This is a genomic window from Alphaproteobacteria bacterium (genome assembly GCA_017308135.1).
Taxonomy (GTDB): Bacteria; Pseudomonadota; Alphaproteobacteria; order CACIAM-22H2; family CACIAM-22H2; genus Tagaea.
Window position 1 is genome coordinate 275979 of record JAFKFM010000009.1, and the last position, 25920, is coordinate 301898.

Consider the following 25920-nt stretch of genomic DNA (forward strand, 5'->3'; position numbering starts at 1 on the left):
CCCTACCGTCCGGGCATGCCCGATTCAAGTCCCCTCGCGAAAGATTGGCATTCCTCGGTTTGTCCGCATGATTGCCCCAGCGTTTGCGCGCTGGAAATCGAGAAACTGTCCGAGTCGCGGATCGGCAAGGTGCGCGGCGCCGCCGCCAACGACTACACGGCCGGCGTGATCTGCGCGAAGGTGGCGCGCTACGCCGAACGCCAGCACCATCCCGGCCGTTTGTCGGTACCGTTGCGCCGCATGGGGGCCAAGGGTTGCGGGCCGGAAGGTTTCACGCCGATTTCGTGGGACGAAGCGCTCGACGAAACCGCCGCGAAGCTGAAAGCGGCGGCGGCCAAATTCGGGCCCGAGACCGTGTGGCCCTATTTCTACGCCGGCACGATGGGCCTGGTGCAGCGCGACGGCATCGACCGCTTGCGCAACGTCATGGGTTATTCGCGCCAGTATTCGACGATCTGCATCACGCTGGCGGATGCCGGCTGGCTGGCGGGGGCCGGCGTCAAGCGCGGTGTCGATGCGCGCGAGATCGCCAAATCCGATCTGATCGTGATGTGGGGCGGCAATCCCGTCTCCACCCAGGTCAACGTCATGACGCATATCGCGCGCGCCAAGAAAACGCGCGGCGCGAAGCTGGTCGTCGTCGACCCCTATCGCACGGGAACCGCGCAACAAGCCGATCTGCATTTGATGGTGAAGCCGGGCACCGACGCCGCCTTGGCGCTGGGCGTCATGCATGTGCTGTTCGCCGAAGGCTTTGCCGACCGCGATTACATGGCCCAATACACGCGCGGTGCCGAAGCGCTCGAAACCCATATCGCCGACAAAACGCCCGAATGGGCCGAGAGCATTTGCGGCGTGCCGGCCGCGACGATCCGCGAATTCGCGCGTCTCTATGGCGGCACGAAGCGCGCCTATCTGCGCCTGGGCTACGGCTTCGCGCGCCATCGCAACGGTTCGTCGTCGATGCACGCGGCGTCGTGTCTGCCCGCGATCACGGGCGCATGGCGGCACGAAGGCGGCGGCGCCCTCTACGCGCAATCGTCGATCTATGCGCTCGACAAGACGCTGATCCAGGGCCTCGATAAGCTCGATACGCGCGTACGCGAGCTCGATCAAAGCCGCATCGGTCCGGTGCTGACCGGCGACAAGCGCGATCTGGGCGACGGGCCGCCGGTGACGGCGTTGTTCATCCAGAACACCAATCCGATGAACGTGGCGCCCGACCTGACCAAAGTGCGCGCAGGCTTCCTGCGCGACGATCTGTTCGTCTGCGTGCACGAGCAATTCCTGACCGAGACGGCGCGCATGGCCGATATCGTCCTGCCCGCGACGACGTTCCTGGAGCACGACGATATCTATCAAGCGGGCGGGCACACTTATCTGCAGGTCGCGCGCAAGGTGGTCGAGCCCTACGCCCAGGCCAAGTCCAATCACTGGGTCCATCGCGAACTCGCCAAGCGCCTGGGGGCAGAACATCGCGGCTTCGCGATGAGCGAATGGGACATCATCGATTGGACGTTAAAGGCGTCGGGCTATCCGTCGGCCGACGAAGTCCATGCCGGGCGCTGGCACGATCGCGCGCAATCGTTCGAGCGCGCGCATTTCCTCGACGGTTTCGGCCATGACGACGGCAAATTCCATTTCGACGCCGATTGGGCGAAGCTCGGCCCCGCGTGGGAAGCCATGCCGTCGCTGCCCACGCAGATGACGAATTACGACGCGGCGACGGACGACAAGCCGTTCCGGCTGGTCGCAGCACCCGCGCGCACGTTCCTGAACTCCACGTTCACCGAAACGCCGGGCAGCCAGGAACGCGAGCAACGCCCGACGGCGATGATCCACCCGGCGGCACTCGCCAAGCTCGGGATCGCGGATGGCGCGCGCGTGCGATTGGGCAACGAGAAAGGCTCGCTGGTCGTGCACGCCAAGGCGTTCGACGGCGTGTTGCCGGGCACGGTCGTGGTCGAAAGCATTTGGCCGAATGCGGCGTTCGAGGAAGGGATCGGCATCAATCTGCTGACCTCCGCCGATCCCGGTTTCCCCGCGGGCGGCGCCGTGTTCCACGACACCGCCATCTGGCTCAAGCCCGCTTAAGCGGCGACCACGCCGCCGTCGACGATGAAGTCGGATCCCGTGACGAACGAGGATTCGTCCGACGCCAGGAACACCGCCGCGTTGGCGATTTCGACCGGCTCGCCGAAGCGCTTCATCGGCACGGTCGATTGGATATGCGCCGCCATGCCGGCACGCTGATCGTCGGGCATATTGACCTTGCCGAAGATCGGCGTGGCGACCGGACCGGGGCTGATCGTGTTGACGCGGATGCCGCGCCCGACCAGATCGACGGCGAGTGCGCGGCTCATCGCCAGGATGGCGCCTTTGCTGGCCGAATAGGCTTCCGAATTGCCGAAGCCCACACTGGCGACGACCGACGCCGTATAGATGATCGACGCCTTGGCCGAGAAATGCGGCAGCAGCGCCTGCGTCAAGAAGAACGGTCCCTTCACGTTCACGTCGATCTGCTTGTCGTATTCGGCTTCAGTAAACGTGTCGAACGCGCCAATCGTCGCGATGCCGGCATTGGCGAACAGAATGTCGAGCTTGCCGAACTTCGCCACGATCTGCGCCGCGAGATCCTTCTGCGCCGCGACCGACGCGCTGTCGGCGCGGATCGCCAGAACGTTCCCGCCCAGATCCTTCGCGGCGGCGGCGAGGTTATCGGGGTTGTTGCCGGTGATCGCGACGCGGGCCCCTTCGGCCAGGAAGCGGCGCGCGGTTTCGAGACCGATACCGGTCGTGCCGCCGGTGACGAGGGCGGTCTTGCCATTCAAACGGGACATGGGTGGAAGCCTTTTGGGGAATGCGGTGCGGGATTGCACCGTTTCTTACTGTTTGGTACAAATAGGAGGCTCCCTTGTCCTTACAAGGGGGTTTTTTACTGAAAGGTATAAAAATGGGTCGGCCGCGCCGATTCGACGAAACCGCTGCCTTGGATGCCGCGATCGACGTGTTTTCGCGTTACGGCTTCGAAGGCGCGTCGCTGGACCAGCTGACCGAGGCGATGGGCATCAACCGGCCCAGCCTTTACGGCGCGTTCGGCGACAAGGCGGCTTTGTTCGAAAAGGCCGTCGCCCGCTATGCCGACGGCCCGGGCCGGGCGGGTGTGGCCGCGATCGAAGCGGCACCCGATCTGGATACCGCAATTCGCGGCTTTTTCGGTGTCGTCGAGACGAATAACTGCATGCGAAATCGCCCGCCGGGTTGCCTTGTCGCCTGCGTTTTAGGCGAAGCGGCCGGGATCGATACGCGCTGGCGCGATATGGCGCTTCGTCTCGCGCGCGAATCCGAACAGCGCTTGGCGGCGGCTTTCGCGCGATTTGTGCCGGCGGAAAAGGCCGCGACGCTGGCGAGTTTGGTCCTGACGTTAGGCATCGGCATCGCCGCCGCCGCGAAAGCGGGCCTGTCGGCGGACGAGTTGCAAACGCGGATCGACACCGCGCGCGACGCCGCACTGAAAGCCGCCGCCTGATTGGCACGCGATCTGCATTAATAAATTCATGTACGCGCCGGGATTGGGAACCTGCTTCCCGTTTCCCGTTGGCGGACAGGTTTCTCCCCAACTTGGGCCGCGCCCTCTGGCAGCGGCCCTTTTTCTTGGGCAAAAGTCTTCGCCCCACCCTCTCAAAAATGGAACCCGCCATGGCCGACACCGTCCCGCATTTGAAGCTGACCTATGAAGGCGCCAACAAGATTCTGGCGGGGGCGGTCGCCAAGGCGAACGCGATGGGGGCACCCCAATGCATCGTCGTCGCCGACGACGGCGGCCATATGCTCGCCTTCGCGCGCATGGACGGCGCCAAGGTGCTGTCGATCGATTCCGCGACGATGAAGGCGAAGACGGCGGCGTCGAGCCGCGTGCCCACCGGCGGCATTCCCGACGCGGCCCTCGAAGGCCGCTTGGTCGCCGCGACGCAAGGCAAGCTGACCAATTTGAAGGGCGGCTTCCCGATCGTCGTCGACGGCAAGGTCATCGGCGCGATCGGCGTGGGCTCGGGCACGGGCGAGCAGGATATCGAAGTGGCGCTGGCCGGCCTCGCCGCGCTGTCGGGTGCGAAGACGGCGTTCTAAGCGCGCGCGGGCGCGGCCGTCGTTTTCTGCGCGACGATGACGGCCGCCGCCAAGCCGAAGCCCAACAGATCGTATTGCCAGCCGGGGAAGATCAGCGCCAACGCGGCGCCGATCAACGCCGCGTTTTCCCACATCCGGCTGCGGCGCAGCAGATAGCCGTGCAAACCGGCGGCGAGCAGCACGCAGCCGATCGACGACGTGACCAACGCGTGCAGGATATCCGGCCATTCGCCGATCATCAGCACCGCGGGCTGGTAGACGAACATGAAGGGCACGATGAAGCCCGCCGCGCCGATGCGCACGGCGGCCCAGCCCGCCTTCCAGAGATCCGCCCCCGCCAAGCTCGCGGCGGCGAACACCGCCAGCGCCACCGGCGGCGTGATCGCCGACAGGATGGCGAAGTAGAACGCGAACATATGGGCGGCGGGCTGCACGACGCCCAGCTTCATGATCGCAGGCACGAGCAGCGACACCATGATGATGTAAGCGGGCGTGGTCGGCATGCCCATGCCCAGCACGATCCCCGCCATCGCGGTGACGACCAGCGCCAGGAACAGCGTGTTCTGCGCCAAGGCCAGCACGATCTGCGTGAAGGAAATGCCGATCCCGGTCAGCGCGATCACGCCGATGACGATGCCCGCACACGCGCAGGCCATCGCGACGGCGAGTGCGTTTTTCGCCCCGTCGATCAGCGCGTCCACGACCGTCCACCAGGTGATCCCTTGGCGAGTATTGGCGCGCATCAAGGCGACCGGCAAACACGCGATCGTGCCCGCGAGGGCCGCCAGCGGCGCCGAATAGCCCGCGAACATCCCGCCCAGCACGATGCCGACGGGAATGAACAAATGCCCGCGTTCGCGCAAGACCGTGCCGAGCTTCGGACATTCGTTGTCCGGCATGCCGCTGAGGCCCGCGCGCTTGGCTTCGAAATGCACCGCGCCGAAACAGGCGAGGTAGTAGAGCAGCGACGGGATCAGCGCCCAGATCGTAACCTGGAGATACGAGACGGCGAGATACTCGGCCATCACGAAAGCGGCGGCCCCCATGATCGGCGGCATGATCTGCCCGCCGGTCGAGGCGACGGATTCCACACCGGCGGCGAAATGCTTGGTGAAGCCCGTGCGCTTCATCAGCGGAATCGTGATCGGCCCGTCGACCATGACGTTGGCGACGGCCGAGCCCGAGATCGTGCCGAACAGCGACGACGACACGACCGCGACCTTGCCGGGCCCGCCCGCTTGGCGGCCGGTCAGCGCCAGCGCGAAATCCATGAACAACTGGCCCGTGCCCGAGCGTTCCATGAACGAGCCGAACAGCACGAAGACCAGCACGAACGCGGCGGAGACGCCCAGCGTCGAGCCGAAAATGCCTTCGGTCGTCAGGTAGATCTGATCGAGCGTCGAGGGCAGCGAGATGTTGGTGAAAAACAGCGCGTAGCCGAGAAATATGATCGCCGTGATCGGCAGCGCCCAGCCGATCACGCGGCGCGTCGCCTCCAGCACCAGCACGATGCAGGCGACCGCCATGATCTGATCGAGCGCCGTCGGATCGTCGATATAGGGAATGCGATTGATAAGGTATTTGTAATTGACGAACAGATAGAACACGACGACCAGCGAACCGGCGAGGCACAGCCAATCGATGATGCCCGGCGCGCCGCGCGTCTCGCCCCGGAACGGGTAGATCAAGAAGACGAGCACCATCGCGAACAGCAAATGCCCGCCGCGGAAGAACAGCGCCTCGGGCGGTGCGGCCGCGATCACCCACATATGCCAGAGCGACATGACGGCACCGATGATGCCGATCAGCCAAGCGATCGCGCGCGTATACGTCATGTCGTACGAAGCCCCGTCCCCGAAACGGAAAGGGCCGGCGATCTTGCGCCGCCGGCCCCGTCGCGTCTTACATCTTCACGCCGCGTTCGACATAGAACTTCTTGGCGCCCGGATGGAACGGCACGCCGATATCCTCGCCCATCGCGGCGGGGGTGATGCCGTCCATCGCTTTGTTCACCGCGACCAGATCGCGCATATTGTCCTGGATCGCGCGCATCATCGTGTAGACGCGGTCCTCGGGCAGTTTGCACGACACGATCAGATGCGCGGCATAACCGATCTTCGTCACCGCCGCCGGCTGGTTGGGATAGGTGTTGGCCGGCAGCGAGACCGCGACATAGCCCGAATTGATCTTCTTCATCGGGTCGACCGAGTCCTTGAGGTCGAGCACGCGGATGCGCCGCGACGTGGCGAGATCCATCACCGACGACGCGGGAATGGTCGTGCCGAGCGTAAAGGCCTGGGCGTGGCCGTCCTTCAGCAGCGACACCGCGTCGTTATAGGACGGCAGGAAATTGACCTTCATGTCGGTGTACGACATGCCGACCGTCTTCAGAATGTGCTGGGTGATGACTTCGGCCGTGTTGCCGCGCGTCTGCACCGCGATCGCCTTGCCCTTCAGATCGCGCACCGAATTGATGCCCGAATCCTCGTTCACGACGATCTGGAAATACTGCGGGTAGAGCGAGGCCATCTGGCAGACATTCGCCGCCTTGCGCGGGAACGGATCCACACCGTTGACGCCGTCGACGGTCGAGATCGAGTTGCCGAAGCCGATTTCGGCGCGGTCTTCGTCCACGCCGCGCACATTGGCGATGCCCGCGCCGGGCAATGTCTGCACCGACAGGCCCGGGATCGCCTTTTCCCAGATGTTCTTGAGCGCACCGCCCAGCGGCACCCAAACGCCGCCCTGCGGGCCGGTCATGAGGCGGTAGTTGTTGGCGCCTTGCGCGTGGGCCGGGGCGACGGCGGCCAAAACGGCCAAACCCACCACAGCCGGCAAAAGCCGACGGATCATGCTTACCTCCCATTTTATCGGAGCCCTCGGATCGGGGCTCTTCGACGGAGATTAGAGCATGATCCGCCGCTTTCCCTCTAGTGGATTTCCGGCTCCGGAATCGGGGCCGTCCCGCGCAGGAAGTCGAAGTCGCAGCCTTCGTTCGCCTGCGTGACATGCTTCAAATGGATCATGCCGAAGCCGCGCGGATAATGCGGTTTCGGCGCCTTCCATTCCGCCTTGCGCTTGGCCATCTCGGCGTCAGAAATCTCCAGCGTCAGCTTGCGGCCGGGCACATCCAGCGAAATGATATCGCCGTCGCGCACCAGCGCGAGCGGCCCGCCCAGCGCCGATTCAGGCGCCACGTGCAACACGCAAGCGCCGTAGCTGGTGCCCGACATACGCGCGTCGGAGATGCGCACCATGTCGCGCACGCCTTCCTGCAGCAGCTTCTTCGGAATCGGCAATTGGCCCCATTCGGGCATGCCGGGGGCGCCCAACGGGCCCGCCGAGCGCAGCACCAGCACCGAATCCTTCGTGACCTTCAAATTCGGATCGTCGATGCGCGCGGCCATGTCGTCGTAATTGTTGAACACGCAAGCCGGCCCGCGATGGACGAGAAGATGCGGCTCGGCCGCCGGCGGCTTGATGACCGCACCGTCGGGGCAGAGATTGCCGCGCAACACAGCGAGACCGCCCTCGCCCTTCACCGGGTTGTCGCGCTTGCGGATGACGTCGTCGTCGTAGACTTCCGCGCCCTTGATGTTCTCGCCCAGCGTCTTGCCGTTGACGGTGACGCAGTTCAAATGCAGATCGCCCGCGATGCGGTTGAGCAGGCCCGGCAAGCCGCCCGCGTAGAAGAAATCCTCCATCAGGTATTTGCCCGACGGGCGGATATTGCCGAGCATCGGCACCTTGCGCGACAGCGCGTCGAAACGATCGAGATCGAGCTTGGCGTCGAGACGCCCGGCCATCGCGATCAGATGGATGACCGCGTTGGTCGAACCCGCCAACGCCAGCACGGCAAGCACCGCGTTCTCGAACGCTTCGGTCGTCATCACGTCGCTGGGCTTCAAATCGTCCCACACCATATCGACGATGCGCCGGCCGCACGCGGCGGCCATGCGCACATGGCCCGAATCCGCCGCCGGAATCGACGACGCACCCGGCAGCGTCATGCCCAAGGCTTCGGCAGCCGACGCCATGGTCGAGGCCGTGCCCATCGTCATGCAGGTGCCGAAGCTGCGCGCGATCCCGTCTTCGATTTCGACCCAGGCCTTGTCGTCGATATTGCCCGCACGCTTCTCGGCCCAATATTTCCAAACGTCGGAGCCCGAGCCCAGCGTCTTGCCGTGCCAATGGCCGCGCAGCATCGGCCCCGCCGGCAGGAAGATCGCCGGAATGTTCATCGACGCGGCCCCCATCAGCATGGCGGGCACGGTCTTGTCGCAGCCGCCCATCAGGACGACGCCGTCGACCGGATTGGCGCGCAGCAATTCCTCGACGTCGATCGACAGCAGATTGCGGTAGATCATCGTCGTCGGCTTCATGAACGGCTCGCCCAGCGACATGGCGGGCATTTCCAGCGGGAAACCGCCCGCCTGGAGCACGCCGCGCTTCACGTCGTCGACGCGGCTTTTGAAATGGTGATGGCAGGGATTGGCGTCGCTGAACGTGTTGATGATCGCGATCACCGGCTTGCCCGCGTAATCCTCGGCGTCGAAGCCCATCTGCTTGGTCCGCGAGCGATGCCCGAAGGACCGCATATCCTGGACGCCGTACCAACGATGACTGCGCAGTTCTTCCGGCTTCTTGCGACTCATAACGCTCCCTCCGACTGTGGCCATGGCCACTTGCACGCTTGGCCGGGAGAATGCGACGTTTCGGGTTCGGCAATCAACTTTTCCGGCGAGATTCGATGGATAATTTGCGTATCGATGGAAGTCGCCTCTGGGCCGCGCTGATGGAAATGGGCGCGATCGGCGCCACGCCCAAAGGCGGTTGCGCGCGGCTGGCGCTGACCGATCTCGACCGCCAGGGCCGCGATCTGCTCGTTCGCTGGGCAAAGACAATCGGTTGCACGGCGACCGTGGATCGGGTCGGTAACATGTTCCTGCGCCGCGAAGGCGCGCGGCCCGAATTGCCCGCGATCGCGACCGGCAGCCATCTCGACACCCAGCCCACCGGCGGCAAGTTCGACGGCGTTTACGGCGTGCTCGCGGGTCTCGAAGTGCTGCGCACGCTGCACGACGCGAAGATCCAAACCGATCGCGCCATCGAAGTCGTCGTCTGGACGAACGAGGAAGGCTCGCGCTTCTCGCCCGCGATGATGGGCTCGGGCGCCTATGCGGGCGTGTTCGCAGTCGACGAGGTCGAAGCGAAGACCGACGTGGACGGCAAGCGCTTCGACGCGGAACTGGCCAAGATCGGCTATCGCGGCGACGCGGCCGTGGGCGGGCGCAATATCGGCGCCTATTTCGAAGCGCATATCGAGCAAGGCCCGATCCTGGAAGCCGAAGACAAAACCATCGGCGTCGTCACGGGTGCCCAAGGCCAACGCTGGTACGAAGTGACCGTCGTGGGCCAGGAAGCGCATGCCGGCCCCACGCCGATGCGCCGCCGGCGCGACGCGCTGGTGGGGGCGGCACGGATGATCGACGCCGTGAACAAGATCGGCCACGACCATCAGCCTTACGCCTGCGCGACCGTCGGCTTCATCCAAAGTTTCCCCAACAGCCGCAACACGATTCCGGGGCGCGTCTTCTTCACCGTCGATTTCCGCCACCCGGACGACGAACGCTTGTCGTCGATGGATGCGGCGTTGAAGGCGCAATGCGCTGTGATCGCCGATCAGACGGGTCTGGAATTGGAGATCAAGGATTTTTGGTATTTTCCGCCCACGCCCTTCGCCCCCCATTTGATCGAGCGCGTGCGCGACGGGGCCGCCGCGTTCGGCTATTCGGCGATGAACATCATCTCCGGTGCGGGCCACGACGCGGTCTATATGGCCAAGGTCTGCCCGACGACGATGATCTTCGTGCCGTGCAAGGACGGCATCAGCCATAACGAGATCGAGGACGCGAAGCCCGAACATCTCGAAGCGGGCTGCAACGTGTTGCTGCGCGCAATTCTGGAGGCAAGCAAAGCGTGACCGCCGACGCCTCCACGCTGCTGCGCGAGGGCGAGGCGCTGTTGCGCCGGCGCGCCTTCGTGGCTGCGCGCGACGCGCTGGCGCGCGCCGTGGATCTCGTGCCGGCGATGGGGCCCGCCCACGCGTTGTTGGGGCGTGCGGCGCATGCGACGGGCGATTTGGCGCAAGCCGCCGCCGCGTTCGAGGCGGCCAAGGCGCTGGGCGAGTCCGGCCCCGATTTCGAACGGCGGCGCGGCAATCTGTTGATGGATCTGCAACGCGCGAGCGATGCCGCCGACGCCTATCGCGCGGCGCTGACCCGATCGCCCTTCTCGGCCGGGTCGTGGTACGGGCTGGGCACGGCGCTGGCCGAGCTCGACGACGTATCGGGGGCGCGCGACGCCTTCGCCAAATGGGGCCAATGCCCCGGCCCGGCGGGGGCCGATGCGCATCTCAATATCAAGGCCATCGCGCGCCAGATCGCGTTGGACGACGATTTCTTCGCCGCCTTGCCGCCGCCGCCCGCGATGGCGCCCGAGGGCGACTATGCCGGGGGCGATGCGCCGTTGATCTTCGCCGCCGCCGATGCGGGCTACGCCGCGCGTTTCGCGGAATTGCTGTCGGGCAATCTCGCCGCACGCGCGCCCGGCATCGCGCTGCATCTGCATGTCGTCAATCCGACCGCGGAAAGCGAAGAACGCCTATCGCGCGTCAAGGATTTGACGCAAGGCCATCTCGATTTCGCGGTGACGCGCGAGACGACCGATCTCGCGCGTTTCGACGGGCCCGACGGGCATATGCCGGCGAAGACCTATTACACTTGCGCGCGGTTTCTGGCCCTGCCCGCTTTGCTCGCGCGCTATCGCCGGCCGATTTTGGTGTGCGACATCGATATGGCGCCGACGCGCGATCCGCGGCCTTGGCTCGACGAGCTGGCGGCGGCGGACGCGGGCGGCAACGTCAAAATCCGCTACGATTTCGCCAATCATCTGCTGGCGACGATGATCTATGTCGGCGATACGAAAACGGGCCGCGACTTCGCAACCAAAGTCGCGGGCTATTGCCGCCATTTTTTGGAATCGCGCCAAGCGGCCTGGACGCTCGATCAAGTCGCGTTGCGCGCCACGCAGCTTTATCTGCGCCGCCAAGGCGCATGGCGCGATTTCCGCGAATTCGCGCCGAACGTGATGAACTGGATGGACGACGATTACCCGATCGAGGAATCGCAGAAGCGTTTCCTGTTCGTCTCGCTCTATTCGAGCGTTCCGCGCGCCTAACGATCGAACGGGTGCGCGTGGTTGAGCGGCCCGTGACCGCCGCCGTAACCGGGGGCGGTTTCCATCGCACGGCGCACATAATCGCGTGCCCGGCCGACGGCGGTTTCGAGATCGAGATTTTGCGCAAGGCCGGTCGCGATGGCGGAAGCCAGCGTGCAGCCCGTCCCGTGCGTCGCCTTCGTCTTGATGCGCGCCGATTCGAAAACCTTCACGCCGCCCTGCGTGGCGAGGATATCGACGATCGCGTCTGAGTCGAGATGGCCGCCTTTGAGCAGCACGGCCTGGCAGCCCAACGTGATCATCGCTTGCGCCGCGTGGCGCATATCACGGGGGTCGCGGATCGTCATGCCCGACAAGGCTTCGGCTTCGGGCAGATTCGGCGTCAAAACCGTCGCCAGCACCATCATGCGGCGCTTCAGCGTCGTGACCGCTTCGGGCAGCAACAACGGATGGCCGCCTTTGGCGTACATCACCGGATCGACGACGAGTTTGATGCCCTTGGCTTCCGCTTCCAGCGTGTCCGCGACCGCGTCGATCGTGGCGCTGTCGTGCAGCATGCCGGTTTTGATCGCGTCCGCACCGATATCGCGCAGGCAGAGGCGCATCTGCTGGGCGATGAAATCGACCGGCACGACATGCACGCCGTGCACGCCATGCGTATCCTGCGCGGTGAGCGCCGTGATCGCCGTCATCGCGTAGCCGTTATTCGCGGTCACGGCCTTGATATCGGCCTGGATCCCCGCCCCGCCGCCGGAATCCGAACCGGCGACGATCAGTACCCGTCCGCGCATCGCCTACTCCGCCGCCCCGCGCTGCGGCTTGGCGCGCCGCCCGGGCCCGCCCGCCGCCGTCGCGTCGGCTTTGGGGGCGGGCTTCGCCGCCGGGGCCGAGGCTTTCGTGCCGCCGGCCTTGGTGCCGCCCGCGTCGATCAACGCCGACACGATGCCGCCGACCGCGTCGCGCACCGCGTCGTCGGTCGGCCCTTCGGCCATGACGCGCACCAGCGGCTCGGTACCCGATTTGCGGATCAGCACGCGGCCGTTGCGGCCGAGCTTCTTTTCCGCCGCCGCGATCGCGGCTTTGACCTTGGCGTCGTCGAGCGGCGGGGTGGCGGCGAAGCGCACGTTTTCCAGAAGTTGCGGCAGCGCTTCGAACACATGCGCCACGTCGCTCGTGTTTTTGCCCGACTGCACGATGGAAGCGAGCATTTGCAGACCGGCGATCAAACCGTCGCCGGTCGTCGCGTAATCCGACAGGATGACATGGCCCGATTGCTCGCCGCCGAGATTGGCGTCGAGCTCGCGCATCGTTTCCAGCACATAGCGGTCGCCGACTTTGGTGCGCGTCAGCGTCAGGCCTTCGCCTTCCAGCCAACGCTCCAAACCCAGATTGGACATGACGGTCGCGACGACCGTGCCTTTGCGCAATTTGCCGTCGGCCTTCCACGCGCGCGCGATGGCGGCGAGAACTTGGTCGCCGTCGATCAGGCGGCCTTTCTCGTCGACCAATTGCAAACGGTCGGCGTCGCCGTCGAGCGCCAGCCCGACTTGCGCACCGTGTGCGACGACGGCCTGTTGCAGCGTTTCGACATGCGTGGCGCCGCAATCCTTGTTGATGTTGAAGCCGTCGGGATCGATGGCGAGCGGCACGATCTCGGCGCCGAGTTCCCACAACACCGTCGGCGCCACGCGATAGGCGGCCCCGTTGGCGCAATCGACGACGACTTTGAGTCCGTCGAGGCTCAAGCCCTTCGGGAAGGTCGCCTTGGCGAATTCGATATAGCGGCCGGGCGCGTCGTCGATGCGGCGCGCGCGCCCGAGTTTTTCGGGCGCCACGCGGCCGGAATCGTCGCCGATATGGCGCTCGATCTCGGCCTCCAATTCGTCCGACAGCTTGTAGCCGTCGGCGCCGAACAATTTGATGCCGTTGTCGTGATGCGGATTGTGCGAGGCGGAGATCATCACGCCCAGATCGGCGCGCAAGGACCGCGTGAGCATCGCGACGGCGGGCGTGGGCATGGGCCCGAGCAGCAGCACGTCCATGCCGATCGACAGGAAGCCGGCGGTCAGCGCGTTCTCGAACATATAGCCCGAGAGGCGCGTGTCCTTGCCGATCAGCACGCGCGGGCGGTGATGGCTGCGGCGCAGCACCTTTCCCGCCGCGATGGCCACCGCCATGGCGGTTTCGGCCGTCATCGGCGCCACATTGGCGAGGCCGCGAATCCCGTCGGTTCCGAATAGCTTGCGCATGTCGGCGCTTATAGGCGGCGGAAGAGACCCCGTAAAGACACGGGTTATTGCGGTTTATTGCGCGGATTCGATGGCGCGCCAGACCTTCAAGGCCTGGATTGTCGGCGCCACGTCGTGGACGCGCAGGATATCCGCCCCGCGCGCGATGGCGGCGAGCCCCGCCGCCAGCGATCCCGGCAAACGATCCTTCGGCTTCTCGCCCTTCGACAAGGCGCCGAGAAAGCTTTTGCGCGACACGCCGATCAGCACGGCAACGTCCAACGCCCGCAGCACATCGATCCGCGCCAGGATTTGCGCGTTATGCGCGACCGATTTGCCGAAGCCGATTCCCGGATCGACGCTGAGCTTCGCGCGCGGGATTCCCGCTGCTTCGCAAGCGGCGATGCGGGCGGCCAGATAATCCGCGATCTCGCGCGGCGCGTTGTCGTAATGCGGGTTCGCCTGCATCGTCTTGGGCTCGCCCTGCATATGCATCAGCACCGCCGACACGCCGCGCGCGGCGACGAGGTCGAGAGAGCCGGGGCCGGTCAGCGCCGTGATGTCGTTGACGATCGATGCGCCCGCGTCGAGGGCGGCCTTCATCGTCTCGGCATGGCGCGTGTCGATCGACACGACCGCGCCGGCTTTCGCCAAAGCCTCGATCACGGGTACCACGCGGCGGCGTTCCTCAATCGGCGGCACGGGGGCCGAGCCGGGGCGCGTCGACTCGCCGCCGATATCGAGGATGTCAGCGCCGTCCGCCATCTGTTCGAGGCCGCGCGCGATCGCCGCGTCGCGGTCGAAATGGTCACCGCCGTCGGAGAACGAGTCCGGCGTCGTGTTGACGATGCCCATCACCAGCGGACGGTCGAGGACAAAACGGTCGAAGCGGCGTGTCATGGCGCGCGCAGAATTAGCATGTCCGCGCGCGACCCCAAACGAAAACGGCCCCGCTTTGGGGCGGGGCCGTTCGTCGCAACTTCGTCTTCTTGGGCGTTATGCGGGGGCCGCACCCGGATCCGTCGCGGGCTTGGAGCCGGAGGTCGGCACCGAGCCGCGACGCCCGCCGGTCTTGGCGGTCGGCGGGGGCGCATCGGCATCCGGCCGTTCGATCGTTTCGCCGCGCAGCAAGGTCTGCACCTCGTCGCCCGACAGGGTTTCGTATTCGAGCAGCCCCTTGGCGAGCTTGTGCAGATCGTCGATGCGGGTGTTGAGCACTTCGCGCGCCTTCACCTCGCCGCCTTCGACGATTCGGCGCACTTCGCTATCGATCAGGTTCGCGGTCTGCTCGGAAATGTTCTGCGTCTGCGTCACCGAATGGCCCAGGAACACTTCCTGTTCGTTGGCGTTGTAGCGCACGCGGCCGAGCTTATCGGACATGCCGAACTCGGTGACCATGCGCCGCGCCATCGCGGTCGCCATCTGGATGTCGCCCGCCGCACCCGTCGTCACGTTCTCCGGCCCGAAGATCAGTTCTTCGGCCACGCGGCCGCCGAACGCCATCGCGAGCTTCGCCTCCATCTCGTATTTCGAGATCGAGAGCTTGTCGCGCTCGGGCAGCATCATGGTGAGGCCCAGCGCGCGGCCGCGCGGGATGATCGTCACCTTATGCAAGGGATCGTTGCCGGGGACGGAGATCGAGACGAGCGCGTGACCGGCTTCATGATAGGCGGTCAGCTCCTTCTCCTTCTCGGTCATGACCATCGAGCGGCGCTCGGTGCCCATCATGACCTTGTCCTTGGCGTCTTCCAGTTCCGACATCGTCACGAAGCGCTTGGCGCGGCGTGCCGCCAGCAACGCGGCTTCGTTGACGAGATTGGCGAGATCGGCACCCGAGAAGCCCGGCGTGCCGCGCGCGATGACCTTGGCGTCCACGTCGGGCGACAACGGCACCTTGCGCAGATGGACCTTGAGGATCTTCTCGCGGCCCGCGACGTCGGGGTTCGGCACCACGACCTGACGGTCGAAGCGGCCGGGACGCAGCAAGGCGGGGTCGAGCACGTCGGGACGGTTGGTCGCGGCGATCAGGATGACGCCTTCGTTCGCTTCGAAGCCGTCCATCTCAACCAGCAACTGGTTGAGCGTCTGCTCGCGCTCGTCGTTGCCGCCGCCCAGGCCCGCACCGCGATGGCGGCCGACCGCGTCGATTTCGTCGATGAAGATCAAGCACGGCGCGTTCTTCTTGCCCTGCTCGAACATGTCGCGCACGCGCGAAGCGCCCACGCCGACGAACATTTCGACGAAGTCGGAGCCCGAGATCGTGAAGAACGGCACATTGGCTTCGCCCGCGATGGCGCGCGCCAGCAGAGTCTTACCCGTACCCGGCGGGCCGACGAGCAGCACGCCCTTGGGGATCTTGCCGCCCAAACGCTGGAATTTCTGCGGGTCGCGCAGGAATTCCACGATTTCCTCGAGCTCGCCCTTGGCTTCGTCGATGCCCGCGACGTCGTCGAAAGTCACGCGGCCGACCTTCTCGGTCAGCAGACGCGCGCGGCTTTTGCCGAAGCCCATGGCCCGGCCGCCGCCGCCCTGCATCTGGCGCATAAAGAAGATCCACAAGCCGATCATGATCAGGAACGGCGCGTAGGACAGCAGGATGGAGAGCAGCGGATGGATCTGCTCCTCGAGCGGCTGGGCCGAGAAATTGACGTTGTTGCGCTGAAGACGATCGACCAGCCCCGGGTCGCTGGGCGCATAGGTCGCGAATTGGCGCCCGTCGGTCAGCGAGCCGCGCAGATTGGGGCCTTGGATCGTCACGTCGCGCACCTGCTGGCGATCGACATTGGCGATGAATTCGGAATACGGCATCGGCTGCGCGTTGCCGCGCGGGCCCGAGCCCTGGAACATGTTGAACAGGGCGATCAGCAACAAGCCGATGATCACCCAAAGAACCAGGTTCTTGCCGAAATTGTTCAAGGCGCAGCCTTTCGAGACCGGAAAAAGCGTCACACGAATTCCGCCGGCGCCATAGCCAGGCGCGGACGGAACCGGACGTCCAACTTGGCCAGCGTATCAAGCGCTTGCGCGTTGCGTCCATACAAGAGGTGGGGAACGGCGAGCACCCCGTCAAGGTCCCGTAACGCCGGTAAAACAGCGCGTGCGATCAAGGGGATGCGCGCCCTTGCGGCGGCACGCTCGGGCTGCGGCAAAGCGGCCCAGCCTTCGTCGCCCAGAGCGCCCACGGTTAAACCGGGCGGACCGCCATGAAGTTGCAGCGCGAAACGCCCGTCCCAGGCGACGATTTCACCGGGCGGGATCGGAATTTCCGGCGGCGCGGGGGCGGCTTCGCGCGCCACGACGATGCGTCCATCGCGCGCGGGCGCGAAGCGACAACGCCCCAAGGTCGCAGCGCTTCCGCGCATCAACGCGGCGAACACGCCCGTCGCGCGCACGCGGCGCGGCGTGTATTCGCCGCCGCCGATCGCCCGCGCGATGCGGCCCAACGCCTCGACCGCCAATTCGCCCTCGCCCAACGCCGGCAAATTCAACCGCGCGAAGCCTTCCGGCGCCACCGACACGGCAAGCGCCAAGCGATGCGCGAGATCGCGTTCGCGCATCCGGCGCGCGTTCGCGGCTTGCGGATCGGGCTTGGGCAAATCGCTTTCACGCAAGCGCCCGCGTGCGGTCGCCGGATTGGCGTTGGACGGATCCTCGATCCACGTCACACCGTAAGCGCGGCATGTCGCGAGCAAGGTTTCGTGCGTGACGCCCAGCACCGGGCGAAGAATGCGGATCTGCGCGCGTTCGACGATCGCCGACATGCCGGCAAGGCCCACGGCGCCCGAATGCCGTTCGGTCCGTAAAGCGATCGTCTCGGCCTGATCGTCGGCGTTATGCGCGACCAACAGATGCAAGATCGCGCGCCGGGCGCATTCGGCTTCGAGCAACGCGTAGCGCGCCTCGCGCGCGGCCTCCAGAATGCCGGTGCGCGGCTTGGGCCCGTCCCAGCGCAAAGCGACGAAGTCGATGCCCCATTCGCTTGCGCGCGCTTCGAGCATCGCGGCTTCAGCCGCCGATTCCGCGCGCAAGCCGTGATCGACATGCAGGGCGACGACGCGCCCGCCGCGCATCCGCGCCCAGTCGCGCGCCAGCAGCAGCAAGGCGGTGGAATCCCCGCCGCCCGACCAGGCGACGGCAATCACGGGATGGGGTTCGAAAGGGCCGAGCCTTTCGATCGACGCGGCGAAGCCCTGCGGGCTTAGGCCCGGCACTGCAGACGCTGGCGCTCGCGGGTGGCCGCGATCTTTATCGTCTGCGAGGAGTTGGGATAACGGCGATCGAGTTCGGCGAGCGTGCCGCAAGCGTCGTCCTTGCGGTTGAGCTGGCCCAGCGACTGGCCCAGGCGCAACAGGCTGTCGGGCGCCTTGGCGTTTTGCGGATAGGTGCGGAACTGCGCGGCGAATTCGCGCGCGGCGGACGTCCAGTCGCGCCGGGCATAGAAGGTTTCGCCCAGCCAATATTGCGCGTCGCCCGCCAGACGATGCTGGCCATGCGCGCCGATGAATTGGCGCAAAGCGGTTTCCGCGCGGCCAAAATCGCCGCGATCCTGCACGGCTTGCTGATAGAGGCCGTAGGCGAATTCGTACTGCGTTTCGGGCGGGCCCGATGGCAGCGAAATCGCCGACTGGGCGGCGGCAGCGGCCGGGGCCGCCGCCGATTGCGGCGCGGCGGGCGGCGCGCCGGGAACCAGAAGCACGCGCGCTTCGCCGGGCGCCACGTTGGTGCCGGCGCGCGGGGCTTGCACGTTCGACGCGGTGGGTGCGACGGGTGCGGCGGTCGCCGGAGCGGCATCGCCGGTTTGCGCGGGCGCGGCACCGCCGCGTTCGAGCTGCGTCAGGCGGAAATCGACGTCGCCGACCAGCTTGTCCAGACGCTGCTGGATTTGGGCGGCGCGATAATTCGCTTCCTCCAGCTTCCCGGTCAGATCGCGCATCTGTTCTTCGAGACGCCCGACGCGCGTTTCGGTTTGCTCGACGAAGGCGGAGCTTGCCACGCCGGCGGGCGGCGGCGGGGCCGATGGCGTGACCGACGGCGCGACACTGCTGCCGCCCACGGTGCCGCGCGCGAGATTGCGCTGCATGACATCCATGTCGCGTTGCAGACGGTCCATGCGCTCCATCAAGGCGCGCGTGTCGGTTTGGGCGAGGGCCGGTTGGGCCGCGCCCGCGAGGCCCGCGGCAAGCGCCGCGGCAATGGCGAATCGGCGGATCATGGCGCCCAAGATACGGGGCCGAATGGGCAAAATAAAGGCGGGGCGCGCAAGCGCACCCCGCCTCGATTTTCGGTAATTTAACCGGAACTTAGGCTCAGTTGACGAGCAGCACGCCGCGGCGGTTCTGCGCCCAGGCCTGCTCGGTCGAGCCCAGCACCTGCGGGCGTTCCTTGCCGTAGGACACGGTCGACACGCGGCGCGGATCGATGCCCATCGAAATCAGCGCGTTGCGCGCGGCGGCGGCGCGCCGTTCGCCCAGCGCCAGGTTGTATTCGCGCGTCCCGCGTTCATCGGCATGGCCTTCGATCGTCGCCTGCACGCCGGGGTTCTGGCGCAGCCACTGCGCCCAGCCTTCGACGGTGCGGCGCGCTTCCGGGCTGATATCCGATCGGTCGGAGCCGTAGAAAATACGGTCGCCGACGCTTTGGTTCAGATCTTCCTGGCTGCCGGCGCGGACACCGCCCGCACCCAGCGCGCCCGAGTTCACGCCGCCCTGCCCCACGCCGGAACCCGGCGGATTGGCGAGAACGGGCGCGCTGCCCGACCCGGTGATACCGCCCGAGCCGGACGTGCCGGAATCGCAAGCGGCGAGGAGGACGAGAGCCGCGGCGGCGGCGAGGAACTTGACGCGCATTATTTTGGGGCTCCTGTAGATGGGCCGATATGGCAGGCCCTACGCGGGTTATTGCCGCGCGAATCGAGGCCAAATCAACCCTCCGCCTTATTCGTGAAGGCGGCAGGGCGAAGAAATGGAAAAATTAAGGCAGTGCGCGCGCGTTATTCGAGGCGCAGCACGACGCGCCGTTCGAGCGCTTCGGCGCCGAAAGCCGAACGCTCCGCCCCCAGCGCCACAACCGTCAGGCGATTGTCGGCGATGCCCCACGCGACCAAAAAGTCGCGCACCGTGGCGGCACGCTTGGCCGAGAGCGCGATATTCGCGGCCGCCGCGCCACGCGGATCGGCGTAGCCCTCGATCCGGCCGAGCAAACGCGGTTCGGCCTTCATGCGCTCGGCCGCGCGTTCCAACGCCGACGACGCGACCAGCGTCAGCTCGGCCGAGTCGGTGTCGAAAAACACCGAGACGGCGGCGATCGGTTCTGAAGACGGCGTCGTCGCGGGCCCTTGGGCGCAAGCGGCGAGCAGCGAAACGGCGAAAGCGAGGATCAGACGGCGCATGGCACTCGACATATAAAACGAACCCGCCGGAAAAGAAAACGCCCGCCGGTGAAAACCGGCGGGCGCTTCCGATCCAACAAATCCAGAAGGATTTATTAGTTGACCACCGCGACGCCGCGACGGTTCTGGCGCCACGCGCCCTCGTTCGAGCCGAGGACCGCCGGGCGTTCCTTGCCGTACGAGATCGTCGCGACGCGACGGGCGTCGATGCCCTGCGAGACGAGGTAGTTGCGGGCGGCCGTCGCACGACGTTCGCCCAGCGCGATGTTGTATTCGCGCGTGCCGCGCTCGTCGGCGTGACCTTCGATCGTGATCGTCACGTTGCCGTGCTGCTTCATCCAAGCGGCCCAACGCTCGATCGTGCGGCGCGCTTCGGGACGCAGTTCCGACTTGTCGAAGTCGTAGAACACGCGGTCGCCGACATTCTGGACCAGGTCTTCCTGCGAGCCGGGGCGGATGCCCGCAGCGGCGGGGGCCGGTGCGGCGGCCGGGGCCGGCGCGGCGGCGCCGGAACCGCCCGTGGCGGCCTGCTGGGTCGGGGCGGATTCGCAAGCGGCGAGCAGGGCAACCGCGGCGAGCGTGCTCAAGAGCTTGAAGCGCATAGAAGGAAACTCCTCTTTCTTCTCTTCTTTGACCTTACCGCGAAGTGTTGCCGCTGACTATTGCTCGGGCGCCACACTTACGCGGAATTTCTCCCGATCGAGAAGGCCCATCCCTCTCTCTCAGCCGCCGATCCCACATGGTCCGACGGAAAAAGCGGGACTAACCGCACTGCAGCGAGCCCCGCCTCGTCAAAATCGCGCGGAATATAAAGAGCGAATGTTGGGGAATCAAGTCAATCCAGCGAAATCAAGGCAGTAGCGGCGACCATGCCGGGTCCGATCCGTCCGCCGGCGTCAAAATTTCCCGCTCGTTATAGCCAGTCAAATCAATGCTATAGAGCCGTGGGTTGCCGCCGTTACCGCGACTATCGGACGCACCCTGGCGGAAATACATCAAAACGCGGCCGTTCGGCGCCCAGGTCGGGGCTTCCACGAGGAAGGCGCGGGTCAGCAATCTTTCGCCCGAACCGTCCGGGCGCATCACGCCGATGAAGAATTCGCCCTCGGTCTGTTTGGTGAAGGCGATCAAATCGCCGCGCGGGCTCCACACGGGCGTGCCGTAAAGGCCGCGCGCGAAGGAAATCCGCTGCACGTTGTCGCCGCTCGCGCTCATCGTATAGATCTGCTGCGAGCCGCCGCGATCGGAATTGAACACGATCTGCCGCCCGTCGGGCGAATAGGACGGCGACGTATTGATCGAGTTGTGATTCGTGATGCGCGCTTGCTGACGCGTGCGCAGATCCATCGTGTAGACGTCGGTCGTGCCCGATTGCGCCATCGACATGATCACGCGATTGCCGTCGGGCGAGAATCGCGGCGCGAAGGTCATGCCGGGGAAATCGCCGACGACTTCGCGCTGGCCCGTATCGATGTTCAAAAGATAAACGCGCGGACGCAGCATGTTGGGATTGTTGCCGGTCTGCACATAGGCGAGATACGTGATCTCCTGCGCGGTCGGCGAGAAGCGCGGCGTGAGCACGAGTTCGCGCCCGTCGGTCAGGAAGCGGTGATTGGCGCCGTCCTGATCCATCAGCGCCAGGCGCTTGATGCGCCGCTGCCCCGGCCCCGATTCCGACACGTAGACGACGCGCGTATCGAAATAACCGTCTTCGCCGGTGACGCGCTTATAGACTTGGTCCGATACGATATGCGCGATGCGCCGCCAGTTGGACGCCGCCGTCGTGTAGACGCGGCCTTCCATCTGCGCTTCGCCGAACACGTCCCACAACCGGAATTCGACGCGCAAACGGCCGTCCGGCAGCGTCGCCACGTTGCCGTGGATCAGCACGGCGGCGTTGATCTGGCGCCAGGTCGTGAATTGCGGGGCGGCGGCGGCGAGCTGCGCCGGGGTGTTCGTGAAGGCGCGCGGATCGATCGGCCGGAACAGGCCCGAGCGTTCGAGATTGTTGGAGATGACCTTCGCGATCTCGGCCCCGGTCGCGGCATCGCGCCCGTCGCCGTGGAACGGGGACACGGCCGTGGGCAGCGGATCGACGCGCCCGCGCGTGATGTCGATGCGAACCTGGGATTGCGCGACCGAGGGCAGCGCCAGGGATGCGGCGGCGCCGGCGAGCAACGCGCGGCGCTTCAGGGGGAATGAATCATGGATCATAGGTCGATCTCCCTAACCGGATTTGGCGCTAACGTCTCGCACCCAGCATCTCGCGGGCATTGAAGGCGAGAATCAAGTTGCCGTCGAGCATCTGCGAAGATTTGTCGGCGGGCATCGGCAAGGGCGATGCGCGCAGCACCGCGCGGCGCGCGCCATCGGCGAAGGCGTCGCGGAAGCCGCCCGCCTCGCCCTGCACGTTCACCACGCGCACGTCGCGCACCGTGCCGTCGCGGTCCACCCACACGCGCAATTCGACCGCGAAGGTTTCCACGCCGCGGGCACCCGGATCGATATTCCAGAATTGCGAGACGCGCTGACGGATCGCGTCCATCTCGGTCATCGACAGCGGCAGATTGGGATTGCTGGGCGCGTTCGACGGGCGTGCGGCCGCCGCTTGCGGGGCGGGCTGGGCCGCCGCTTGTTGTTGCGGCTGGGGCTGCGCTTGCGGGCGCGGGCGCGTCAAATCGCGCAGCACGTTGTCGAGATCGAAATTCTGCGCGCGCGGACGCGGTGCGGGCGGTGCGGGCGGCGCGGGTGCGGCGACCGGCGGTGCCGGACGCGGGGCCGGTGCGGGCGGTGCCGGTGTCGGCGCAGGCGCAGGCTCCGGGCGCGGTGCGGGCGTTGGCGCCGGCGGCGGCGGGGCTGGCGGCGTGGGTGCCGGCGGTGCGGGTGCGGGCGGCGGCGGTGCCGGCGGCGGCGGGGGCGGCGGCGGTGCGGGCGGGGCCGGTTGCGGCGGCGGCGTGGGTGCCGGGGCCGGCGTTTCGACCGGCTTGGGCGCTTGCGCCTGCGGGGCGGGTGTCGGCGGTTCGGGACGCGGCGGCGGCACGTTGGTGATCGCCGAAATCGGCAGCACCTCGAACACCAGCGGTGATTCTTCGGTCTTGATCTCGCGCGAGAAGAAGTCGAACGGCAGGAACGGAATCGCCAACACGGCAACATGCAGCACGGCGGAGACGACCATACCGGCCGCCATCCGCTCGCTGGGCATATCTTCCGTATCGGCGATCGCGTTCATCGGTTCAGCGTCGCTGCGGCGCCGGACGGCCGCCGGCGGGCACTTCGGCCACCAGCGCCACCTTGTTGAAGCCGGCCGCCGAGATGGCGCCCATCACTTCCAACACGCGGCCGTAATTGATGGCCTTGTCGCCGCGCACGAAGATGCGCGCGTCGTTGTTGTTGTTGGTGATGGCGCGCAAGCGTTCGACCAGCGCGTCGAGCTCCAGCTCGGTATCCTGCAGATAGACCTTGCCGCCGTTATTGACCGAGACGACCAGCGGTTCGTCCTGGCCCGTGGCGCGCGCGGCTTGGGTTTGGGGCAGATCGACCGGCACGGTCGAGGTGAGCAGCGGGGCGGTGATCATGAAGATCACCAGCAGCACGAGCATCACGTCCACAAAAGGCGTGACGTTGATCTCGGCGACCATGCCGGCCCCGCGGCGGCGTCCGCCGCCCGCACCGCGCCGCCCGCGATTGACGAGGGGGCCCGCCATTATTGCTTCTCTTCGAGCTGACGCGACAGGATCGCGCCGAATTCGGAGGAGAAGGTTTCGAGGCGGCCCGCGTAGCGGTTCAGCTCCGACGAGATCTTGTTATAGGCGATGACCGCCGGGATCGCGGCGATCAGGCCGAGCGCCGTCGCGAACAACGCTTCGGCGAGGCCGGGGGCGACCGACGCGATCGAGGTGTTCTTGGTGATGCCGATCGTGTGGAAGGACCGCATGATGCCCCACACCGTGCCGAACAGCCCGATGAACGGCGCCGTCGAGCCGACCGAGGCGAGGAACGTCATCTGCTTTTCCAGGCGATCCATCTCGCGCGACAGCGTGACCTGCATCACGCGCTCGATCCGCGCTTGCAGCGAGGCGCGCATCTGACCGGCGGCGACGAGGCCCTTGGCGGCCGAACGACGCCATTCGCGCATCGCCGCGCCGAACATCGCGGTCATCGGATCGGCGGGCTGGGCGCCGACGCGATCGTAAAGATCTTCGAGCGAACCGCCCGACCAGAACTGGTCTTCGAACTGGTTCGCGGCGTTCTGCAGCTTGCGCAAGCGCAGCAGCTTGTCGATGACGATCGCCCAGGTCCAGAACGAGGCGATCACGAGAACGAGGACGACGAACTTACCGACCAGATCGGCGTGCAGGAACAACGCCCACGGTGTGAAGTCGGGAATGCCCGAACTGGCGGCCGAAAGCGTATCGACGGTGTTGTCCATGTCTTCTATTCCCGTTGCGGAATGGGGTTTGTCTCAGGGTTTCGTGACCAGAATGTGGCGCGACAGGGCCGCTTTCACGGGGGCCGGCCAGCGGGTCGGTTTACCGTCCGCCAAGCCCACACAGGCCAAACGGACGTCGAGCACGGCGAGAACGGCCCCGTCGGCGGCGCGTTTGACGGTCTGGCGCGCCTCGGCGGAAACCCCGCCCAGCGCAACCAATTCGCTTTCGACCGTCAATACGTCGTCCAGCCGCGCGGGCCGCAAATACTCGACCGACACGGCGCGCACGGGAAACGCGATACCGTCATCGGCGGCGATTTTCTGTTGGGAGATGCCGGCCTCGCGCAGGATCTCGGTGCGCGCCCGCTCGGCGAATTTCAGGTAATTGGCGTAATAGACGATACCGGCGGCGTCGGTATCCTCGTAGTAAACCTTCATATCGAGACGATGGACGGTCATTCGGACTCGTCCTCGCGCGGCAGGTCGAGCGCCGCTTGCGAACCCGCCGGCGCCCGCAAGCCCAGATGCGCCCAGCCCTTGTCGCCCAACACGCGGCCGCGCGGCGTGCGCAGCAACAGACCTTCCTGAATAAGATAAGGCTCGATCACGTCTTCGATGGTGTCGCGCTGTTCGGCCAGTGCCGCCGCGAGCGTTTCCACGCCGACCGGCCCGCCGCCGTAATTCTCGGCGATACACGTCATATAGCGTCGGTCCATCGCGTCGAGTCCGATCGCATCGACTTCGAGACGGCGCAGCGCCGCGTCCGCCGCCTTGCGATCGATGACCGAGGTTCCCGCGACCGACGCGAAATCGCGCACGCGGCGCAGCAGCCGCCCGGCAATGCGCGGCGTGCCCCGGCAGCGGCGCGCGATTTCCTTGGCCCCGTCGGCGGCGATTGCAAAACCCAGCACGCGCGCGGCGCGCAAGACGATCATTTCCAATTCGGCGGGCGAATAGAAAATCAGCCGCAGCGGAATGCCGAAGCGGTCGCGCAGCGGCGTTGTGACAAGGCCCGAGCGCGTGGTGGCGCCGACCAGCGTGAAGGGCGGCAGATCGATGCGCACCGAGCGCGCGGCCGGGCCTTCGCCGATGATGAGGTCGAGCTGGAAATCCTCCATCGCGGGATAAAGGATTTCCTCGACCGCCGGCGACAAGCGATGGATTTCGTCGATGAACAGCACGTCGCGCGGCTGCAAATTCGTCAGCAGTGCGGCCAGATCGCCGGCCTTGGCGATGACCGGGCCCGATGTCGCGCGAAAGCCGACGCCGAGTTCCTTGGCGACGATTTGCGCGAGCGTGGTTTTGCCCAGCCCCGGCGGCCCGTGCAGCAGCACGTGATCGAGCGCTTCGCCGCGCGCGCGCGCCGCTTCGACGAAGACGCGTAAGTTTTCCCGGATCTGTTTCTGGCCGACGAATTCGTCGAGTGCGAGCGGCCTGATATGCCGGTCCGGCCCGTCGTCGGGCAGCGCCTCGCGCGACACGTCGCGCAGCGGTTTATCTTCGGCGGC

At 66.2% G+C, this 25920-nt stretch carries 24 protein-coding genes; 5 read left to right on the plus strand and 19 right to left on the minus strand.

Annotation, left to right across the window (positions count from 1 at the left end):
- Window positions 1-15 precede the first annotated feature (15 nt).
- Complete coding sequence (locus J0H39_14575; protein MBN9497977.1) at window positions 16-2094, plus strand: molybdopterin oxidoreductase family protein; 2079 nt, start codon at window positions 16-18, stop codon at window positions 2092-2094.
- Here J0H39_14575 and J0H39_14580 read toward each other — a convergent pair.
- A complete protein-coding gene (locus J0H39_14580; GenBank protein ID MBN9497978.1) occupies window positions 2091-2840 on the minus strand; it encodes an SDR family oxidoreductase in 750 nt (249 codons plus the stop codon). The two genes, J0H39_14575 and J0H39_14580, sit on opposite strands and share 4 nt — an antisense overlap.
- A gap of 149 nt (window positions 2841-2989) precedes the next feature.
- Here J0H39_14580 and J0H39_14585 point away from each other — a divergent pair, with 149 nt between their 5' ends.
- Both J0H39_14585 and J0H39_14590 read left to right on the plus strand, forming a co-directional pair.
- Complete coding sequence (locus J0H39_14585) at window positions 2990-3529, plus strand: helix-turn-helix transcriptional regulator (protein ID MBN9497979.1); 540 nt, start codon at window positions 2990-2992, stop codon at window positions 3527-3529.
- Between the two features lie 170 nt (window positions 3530-3699).
- The gene (locus J0H39_14590; GenBank protein ID MBN9497980.1) at window positions 3700-4128 is read left to right on the plus strand and encodes a heme-binding protein; all 429 of its coding nucleotides are present in this window, start codon (window positions 3700-3702) and stop codon (window positions 4126-4128) included.
- On the opposite strand, the gene J0H39_14595 is transcribed toward J0H39_14590, so the two are convergent.
- The 3 genes from J0H39_14595 to J0H39_14605 all read right to left on the minus strand — a co-directional run bounded on the left by J0H39_14595 (window position 4125) and on the right by J0H39_14605 (window position 8783).
- Window positions 4125-5963 carry a TRAP transporter permease gene (locus tag J0H39_14595; GenBank protein ID MBN9497981.1) on the minus strand — a complete coding sequence of 613 codons (1839 nt, stop codon included), beginning with the start codon at window positions 5961-5963 and terminating at the stop codon, window positions 4125-4127. The two genes, J0H39_14590 and J0H39_14595, sit on opposite strands and share 4 nt — an antisense overlap.
- A gap of 67 nt (window positions 5964-6030) precedes the next feature.
- Window positions 6031-6954, minus strand: coding sequence for a TAXI family TRAP transporter solute-binding subunit (locus tag J0H39_14600; GenBank protein ID MBN9497982.1), 924 nt, complete (start codon window positions 6952-6954; stop codon window positions 6031-6033).
- Between the two features lie 104 nt (window positions 6955-7058).
- The gene (locus tag J0H39_14605; GenBank protein MBN9497983.1) at window positions 7059-8783 is read right to left on the minus strand and encodes a dihydroxy-acid dehydratase; all 1725 of its coding nucleotides are present in this window, start codon (window positions 8781-8783) and stop codon (window positions 7059-7061) included.
- 95 nt (window positions 8784-8878) lie between these two features.
- Here J0H39_14605 and J0H39_14610 point away from each other — a divergent pair, with 95 nt between their 5' ends.
- Window positions 8879-10111: a Zn-dependent hydrolase gene (locus J0H39_14610; GenBank protein MBN9497984.1), complete on the plus strand. Its 1233-nt coding sequence runs from the start codon at window positions 8879-8881 to the stop codon at window positions 10109-10111.
- Entirely contained in the window at window positions 10108-11367 is a 1260-nt protein-coding gene (locus J0H39_14615; protein ID MBN9497985.1) for a tetratricopeptide repeat protein, read from the plus strand. The genes J0H39_14610 and J0H39_14615 overlap by 4 nt, the downstream gene beginning before the upstream one ends.
- On the opposite strand, the gene thiD is transcribed toward J0H39_14615, so the two are convergent.
- From thiD to ruvB, 15 genes are all read right to left on the minus strand, one after another.
- Window positions 11364-12158, minus strand: coding sequence for a bifunctional hydroxymethylpyrimidine kinase/phosphomethylpyrimidine kinase (thiD, locus tag J0H39_14620; GenBank protein MBN9497986.1), 795 nt, complete (start codon window positions 12156-12158; stop codon window positions 11364-11366). The genes J0H39_14615 and thiD overlap by 4 nt on opposite strands.
- 3 nt (window positions 12159-12161) lie before the next feature.
- The gene (locus tag J0H39_14625) at window positions 12162-13616 is read right to left on the minus strand and encodes a phosphoglucosamine mutase (protein MBN9497987.1); all 1455 of its coding nucleotides are present in this window, start codon (window positions 13614-13616) and stop codon (window positions 12162-12164) included.
- A 54-nt stretch (window positions 13617-13670) separates the two neighbouring features.
- Window positions 13671-14495, minus strand: a complete 825-nt coding sequence (gene folP, locus J0H39_14630; protein MBN9497988.1) for a dihydropteroate synthase — start codon at window positions 14493-14495, stop codon at window positions 13671-13673.
- A gap of 96 nt (window positions 14496-14591) precedes the next feature.
- Window positions 14592-16511 (minus strand): ATP-dependent zinc metalloprotease FtsH, encoded by a 1920-nt coding sequence (ftsH, locus tag J0H39_14635; protein MBN9497989.1) that lies wholly within the window; start codon window positions 16509-16511, stop codon window positions 14592-14594.
- 29 nt (window positions 16512-16540) lie between these two features.
- Window positions 16541-17737, minus strand: a complete 1197-nt coding sequence (gene tilS / locus J0H39_14640; GenBank protein ID MBN9497990.1) for a tRNA lysidine(34) synthetase TilS — start codon at window positions 17735-17737, stop codon at window positions 16541-16543.
- 56 nt (window positions 17738-17793) lie between these two features.
- Window positions 17794-18807: a tol-pal system protein YbgF gene (ybgF, locus tag J0H39_14645; GenBank protein MBN9497991.1), complete on the minus strand. Its 1014-nt coding sequence runs from the start codon at window positions 18805-18807 to the stop codon at window positions 17794-17796.
- Between the two features lie 94 nt (window positions 18808-18901).
- Window positions 18902-19441, minus strand: a complete 540-nt coding sequence (gene pal / locus J0H39_14650) for a peptidoglycan-associated lipoprotein Pal (GenBank protein MBN9497992.1) — start codon at window positions 19439-19441, stop codon at window positions 18902-18904.
- A gap of 143 nt (window positions 19442-19584) precedes the next feature.
- Complete coding sequence (locus J0H39_14655) at window positions 19585-19983, minus strand: OmpA family protein (protein ID MBN9497993.1); 399 nt, start codon at window positions 19981-19983, stop codon at window positions 19585-19587.
- A 95-nt stretch (window positions 19984-20078) separates the two neighbouring features.
- Window positions 20079-20585, minus strand: coding sequence for a peptidoglycan-associated lipoprotein Pal (gene pal / locus J0H39_14660; protein MBN9497994.1), 507 nt, complete (start codon window positions 20583-20585; stop codon window positions 20079-20081).
- Between the two features lie 247 nt (window positions 20586-20832).
- Entirely contained in the window at window positions 20833-22197 is a 1365-nt protein-coding gene (gene tolB, locus J0H39_14665) for a Tol-Pal system protein TolB (protein ID MBN9497995.1), read from the minus strand.
- A 28-nt stretch (window positions 22198-22225) separates the two neighbouring features.
- Window positions 22226-23212 carry a TonB C-terminal domain-containing protein gene (locus J0H39_14670; protein ID MBN9497996.1) on the minus strand — a complete coding sequence of 329 codons (987 nt, stop codon included), beginning with the start codon at window positions 23210-23212 and terminating at the stop codon, window positions 22226-22228.
- Window positions 23213-23216: 4 nt separating this feature from the next.
- Window positions 23217-23687 (minus strand): protein TolR, encoded by a 471-nt coding sequence (gene tolR, locus J0H39_14675; GenBank protein ID MBN9497997.1) that lies wholly within the window; start codon window positions 23685-23687, stop codon window positions 23217-23219.
- Window positions 23687-24412: a protein TolQ gene (tolQ, locus tag J0H39_14680; protein ID MBN9497998.1), complete on the minus strand. Its 726-nt coding sequence runs from the start codon at window positions 24410-24412 to the stop codon at window positions 23687-23689. The genes tolR and tolQ overlap by 1 nt, the downstream gene beginning before the upstream one ends.
- Window positions 24413-24445: 33 nt before the next feature.
- The gene (ybgC, locus tag J0H39_14685) at window positions 24446-24871 is read right to left on the minus strand and encodes a tol-pal system-associated acyl-CoA thioesterase (protein MBN9497999.1); all 426 of its coding nucleotides are present in this window, start codon (window positions 24869-24871) and stop codon (window positions 24446-24448) included.
- On the minus strand, window positions 24868-25902 hold the full coding sequence (gene ruvB, locus J0H39_14690) for a Holliday junction branch migration DNA helicase RuvB (protein ID MBN9498000.1): 1035 nt from the start codon (window positions 25900-25902) through the stop codon (window positions 24868-24870). Before ruvB ends, ybgC begins: the two co-directional genes overlap by 4 nt.
- Between the last annotated feature and the right edge of the window lie 18 nt (window positions 25903-25920).

Coding starts and splice junctions, on each gene's coding strand:
- J0H39_14625 (MBN9497987.1), bottom strand. CDS start 13,616: ATGCGCAAGCTATTCGGAACCGACGGGATTCGCGGCCTCGCCAATGTG.
- J0H39_14580 (MBN9497978.1), bottom strand. CDS start 2,840: ATGTCCCGTTTGAATGGCAAGACCGCCCTCGTCACCGGCGGCACGACC.
- J0H39_14575 (MBN9497977.1), top strand. CDS start 16: ATGCCCGATTCAAGTCCCCTCGCGAAAGATTGGCATTCCTCGGTTTGT.
- ybgC (MBN9497999.1), bottom strand. CDS start 24,871: ATGACCGTCCATCGTCTCGATATGAAGGTTTACTACGAGGATACCGAC.
- J0H39_14605 (MBN9497983.1), bottom strand. CDS start 8,783: ATGAGTCGCAAGAAGCCGGAAGAACTGCGCAGTCATCGTTGGTACGGC.
- J0H39_14590 (MBN9497980.1), top strand. CDS start 3,700: ATGGCCGACACCGTCCCGCATTTGAAGCTGACCTATGAAGGCGCCAAC.
- thiD (MBN9497986.1), bottom strand. CDS start 12,158: ATGCGCGGACGGGTACTGATCGTCGCCGGTTCGGATTCCGGCGGCGGG.
- J0H39_14610 (MBN9497984.1), top strand. CDS start 8,879: ATGGATAATTTGCGTATCGATGGAAGTCGCCTCTGGGCCGCGCTGATG.
- folP (MBN9497988.1), bottom strand. CDS start 14,495: ATGACACGCCGCTTCGACCGTTTTGTCCTCGACCGTCCGCTGGTGATG.
- pal (MBN9497992.1), bottom strand. CDS start 19,441: ATGCGCGTCAAGTTCCTCGCCGCCGCCGCGGCTCTCGTCCTCCTCGCC.
- tolQ (MBN9497998.1), bottom strand. CDS start 24,412: ATGGACAACACCGTCGATACGCTTTCGGCCGCCAGTTCGGGCATTCCC.
- ybgF (MBN9497991.1), bottom strand. CDS start 18,807: ATGATCCGCCGATTCGCCATTGCCGCGGCGCTTGCCGCGGGCCTCGCG.
- tolR (MBN9497997.1), bottom strand. CDS start 23,687: ATGGCGGGCCCCCTCGTCAATCGCGGGCGGCGCGGTGCGGGCGGCGGA.
- J0H39_14670 (MBN9497996.1), bottom strand. CDS start 23,212: ATGAACGCGATCGCCGATACGGAAGATATGCCCAGCGAGCGGATGGCG.
- J0H39_14655 (MBN9497993.1), bottom strand. CDS start 19,983: ATGCGCCGTCTGATCCTCGCTTTCGCCGTTTCGCTGCTCGCCGCTTGC.
- J0H39_14595 (MBN9497981.1), bottom strand. CDS start 5,963: ATGACGTATACGCGCGCGATCGCTTGGCTGATCGGCATCATCGGTGCC.
- tolB (MBN9497995.1), bottom strand. CDS start 22,197: ATGATCCATGATTCATTCCCCCTGAAGCGCCGCGCGTTGCTCGCCGGC.
- pal (MBN9497994.1), bottom strand. CDS start 20,585: ATGCGCTTCAAGCTCTTGAGCACGCTCGCCGCGGTTGCCCTGCTCGCC.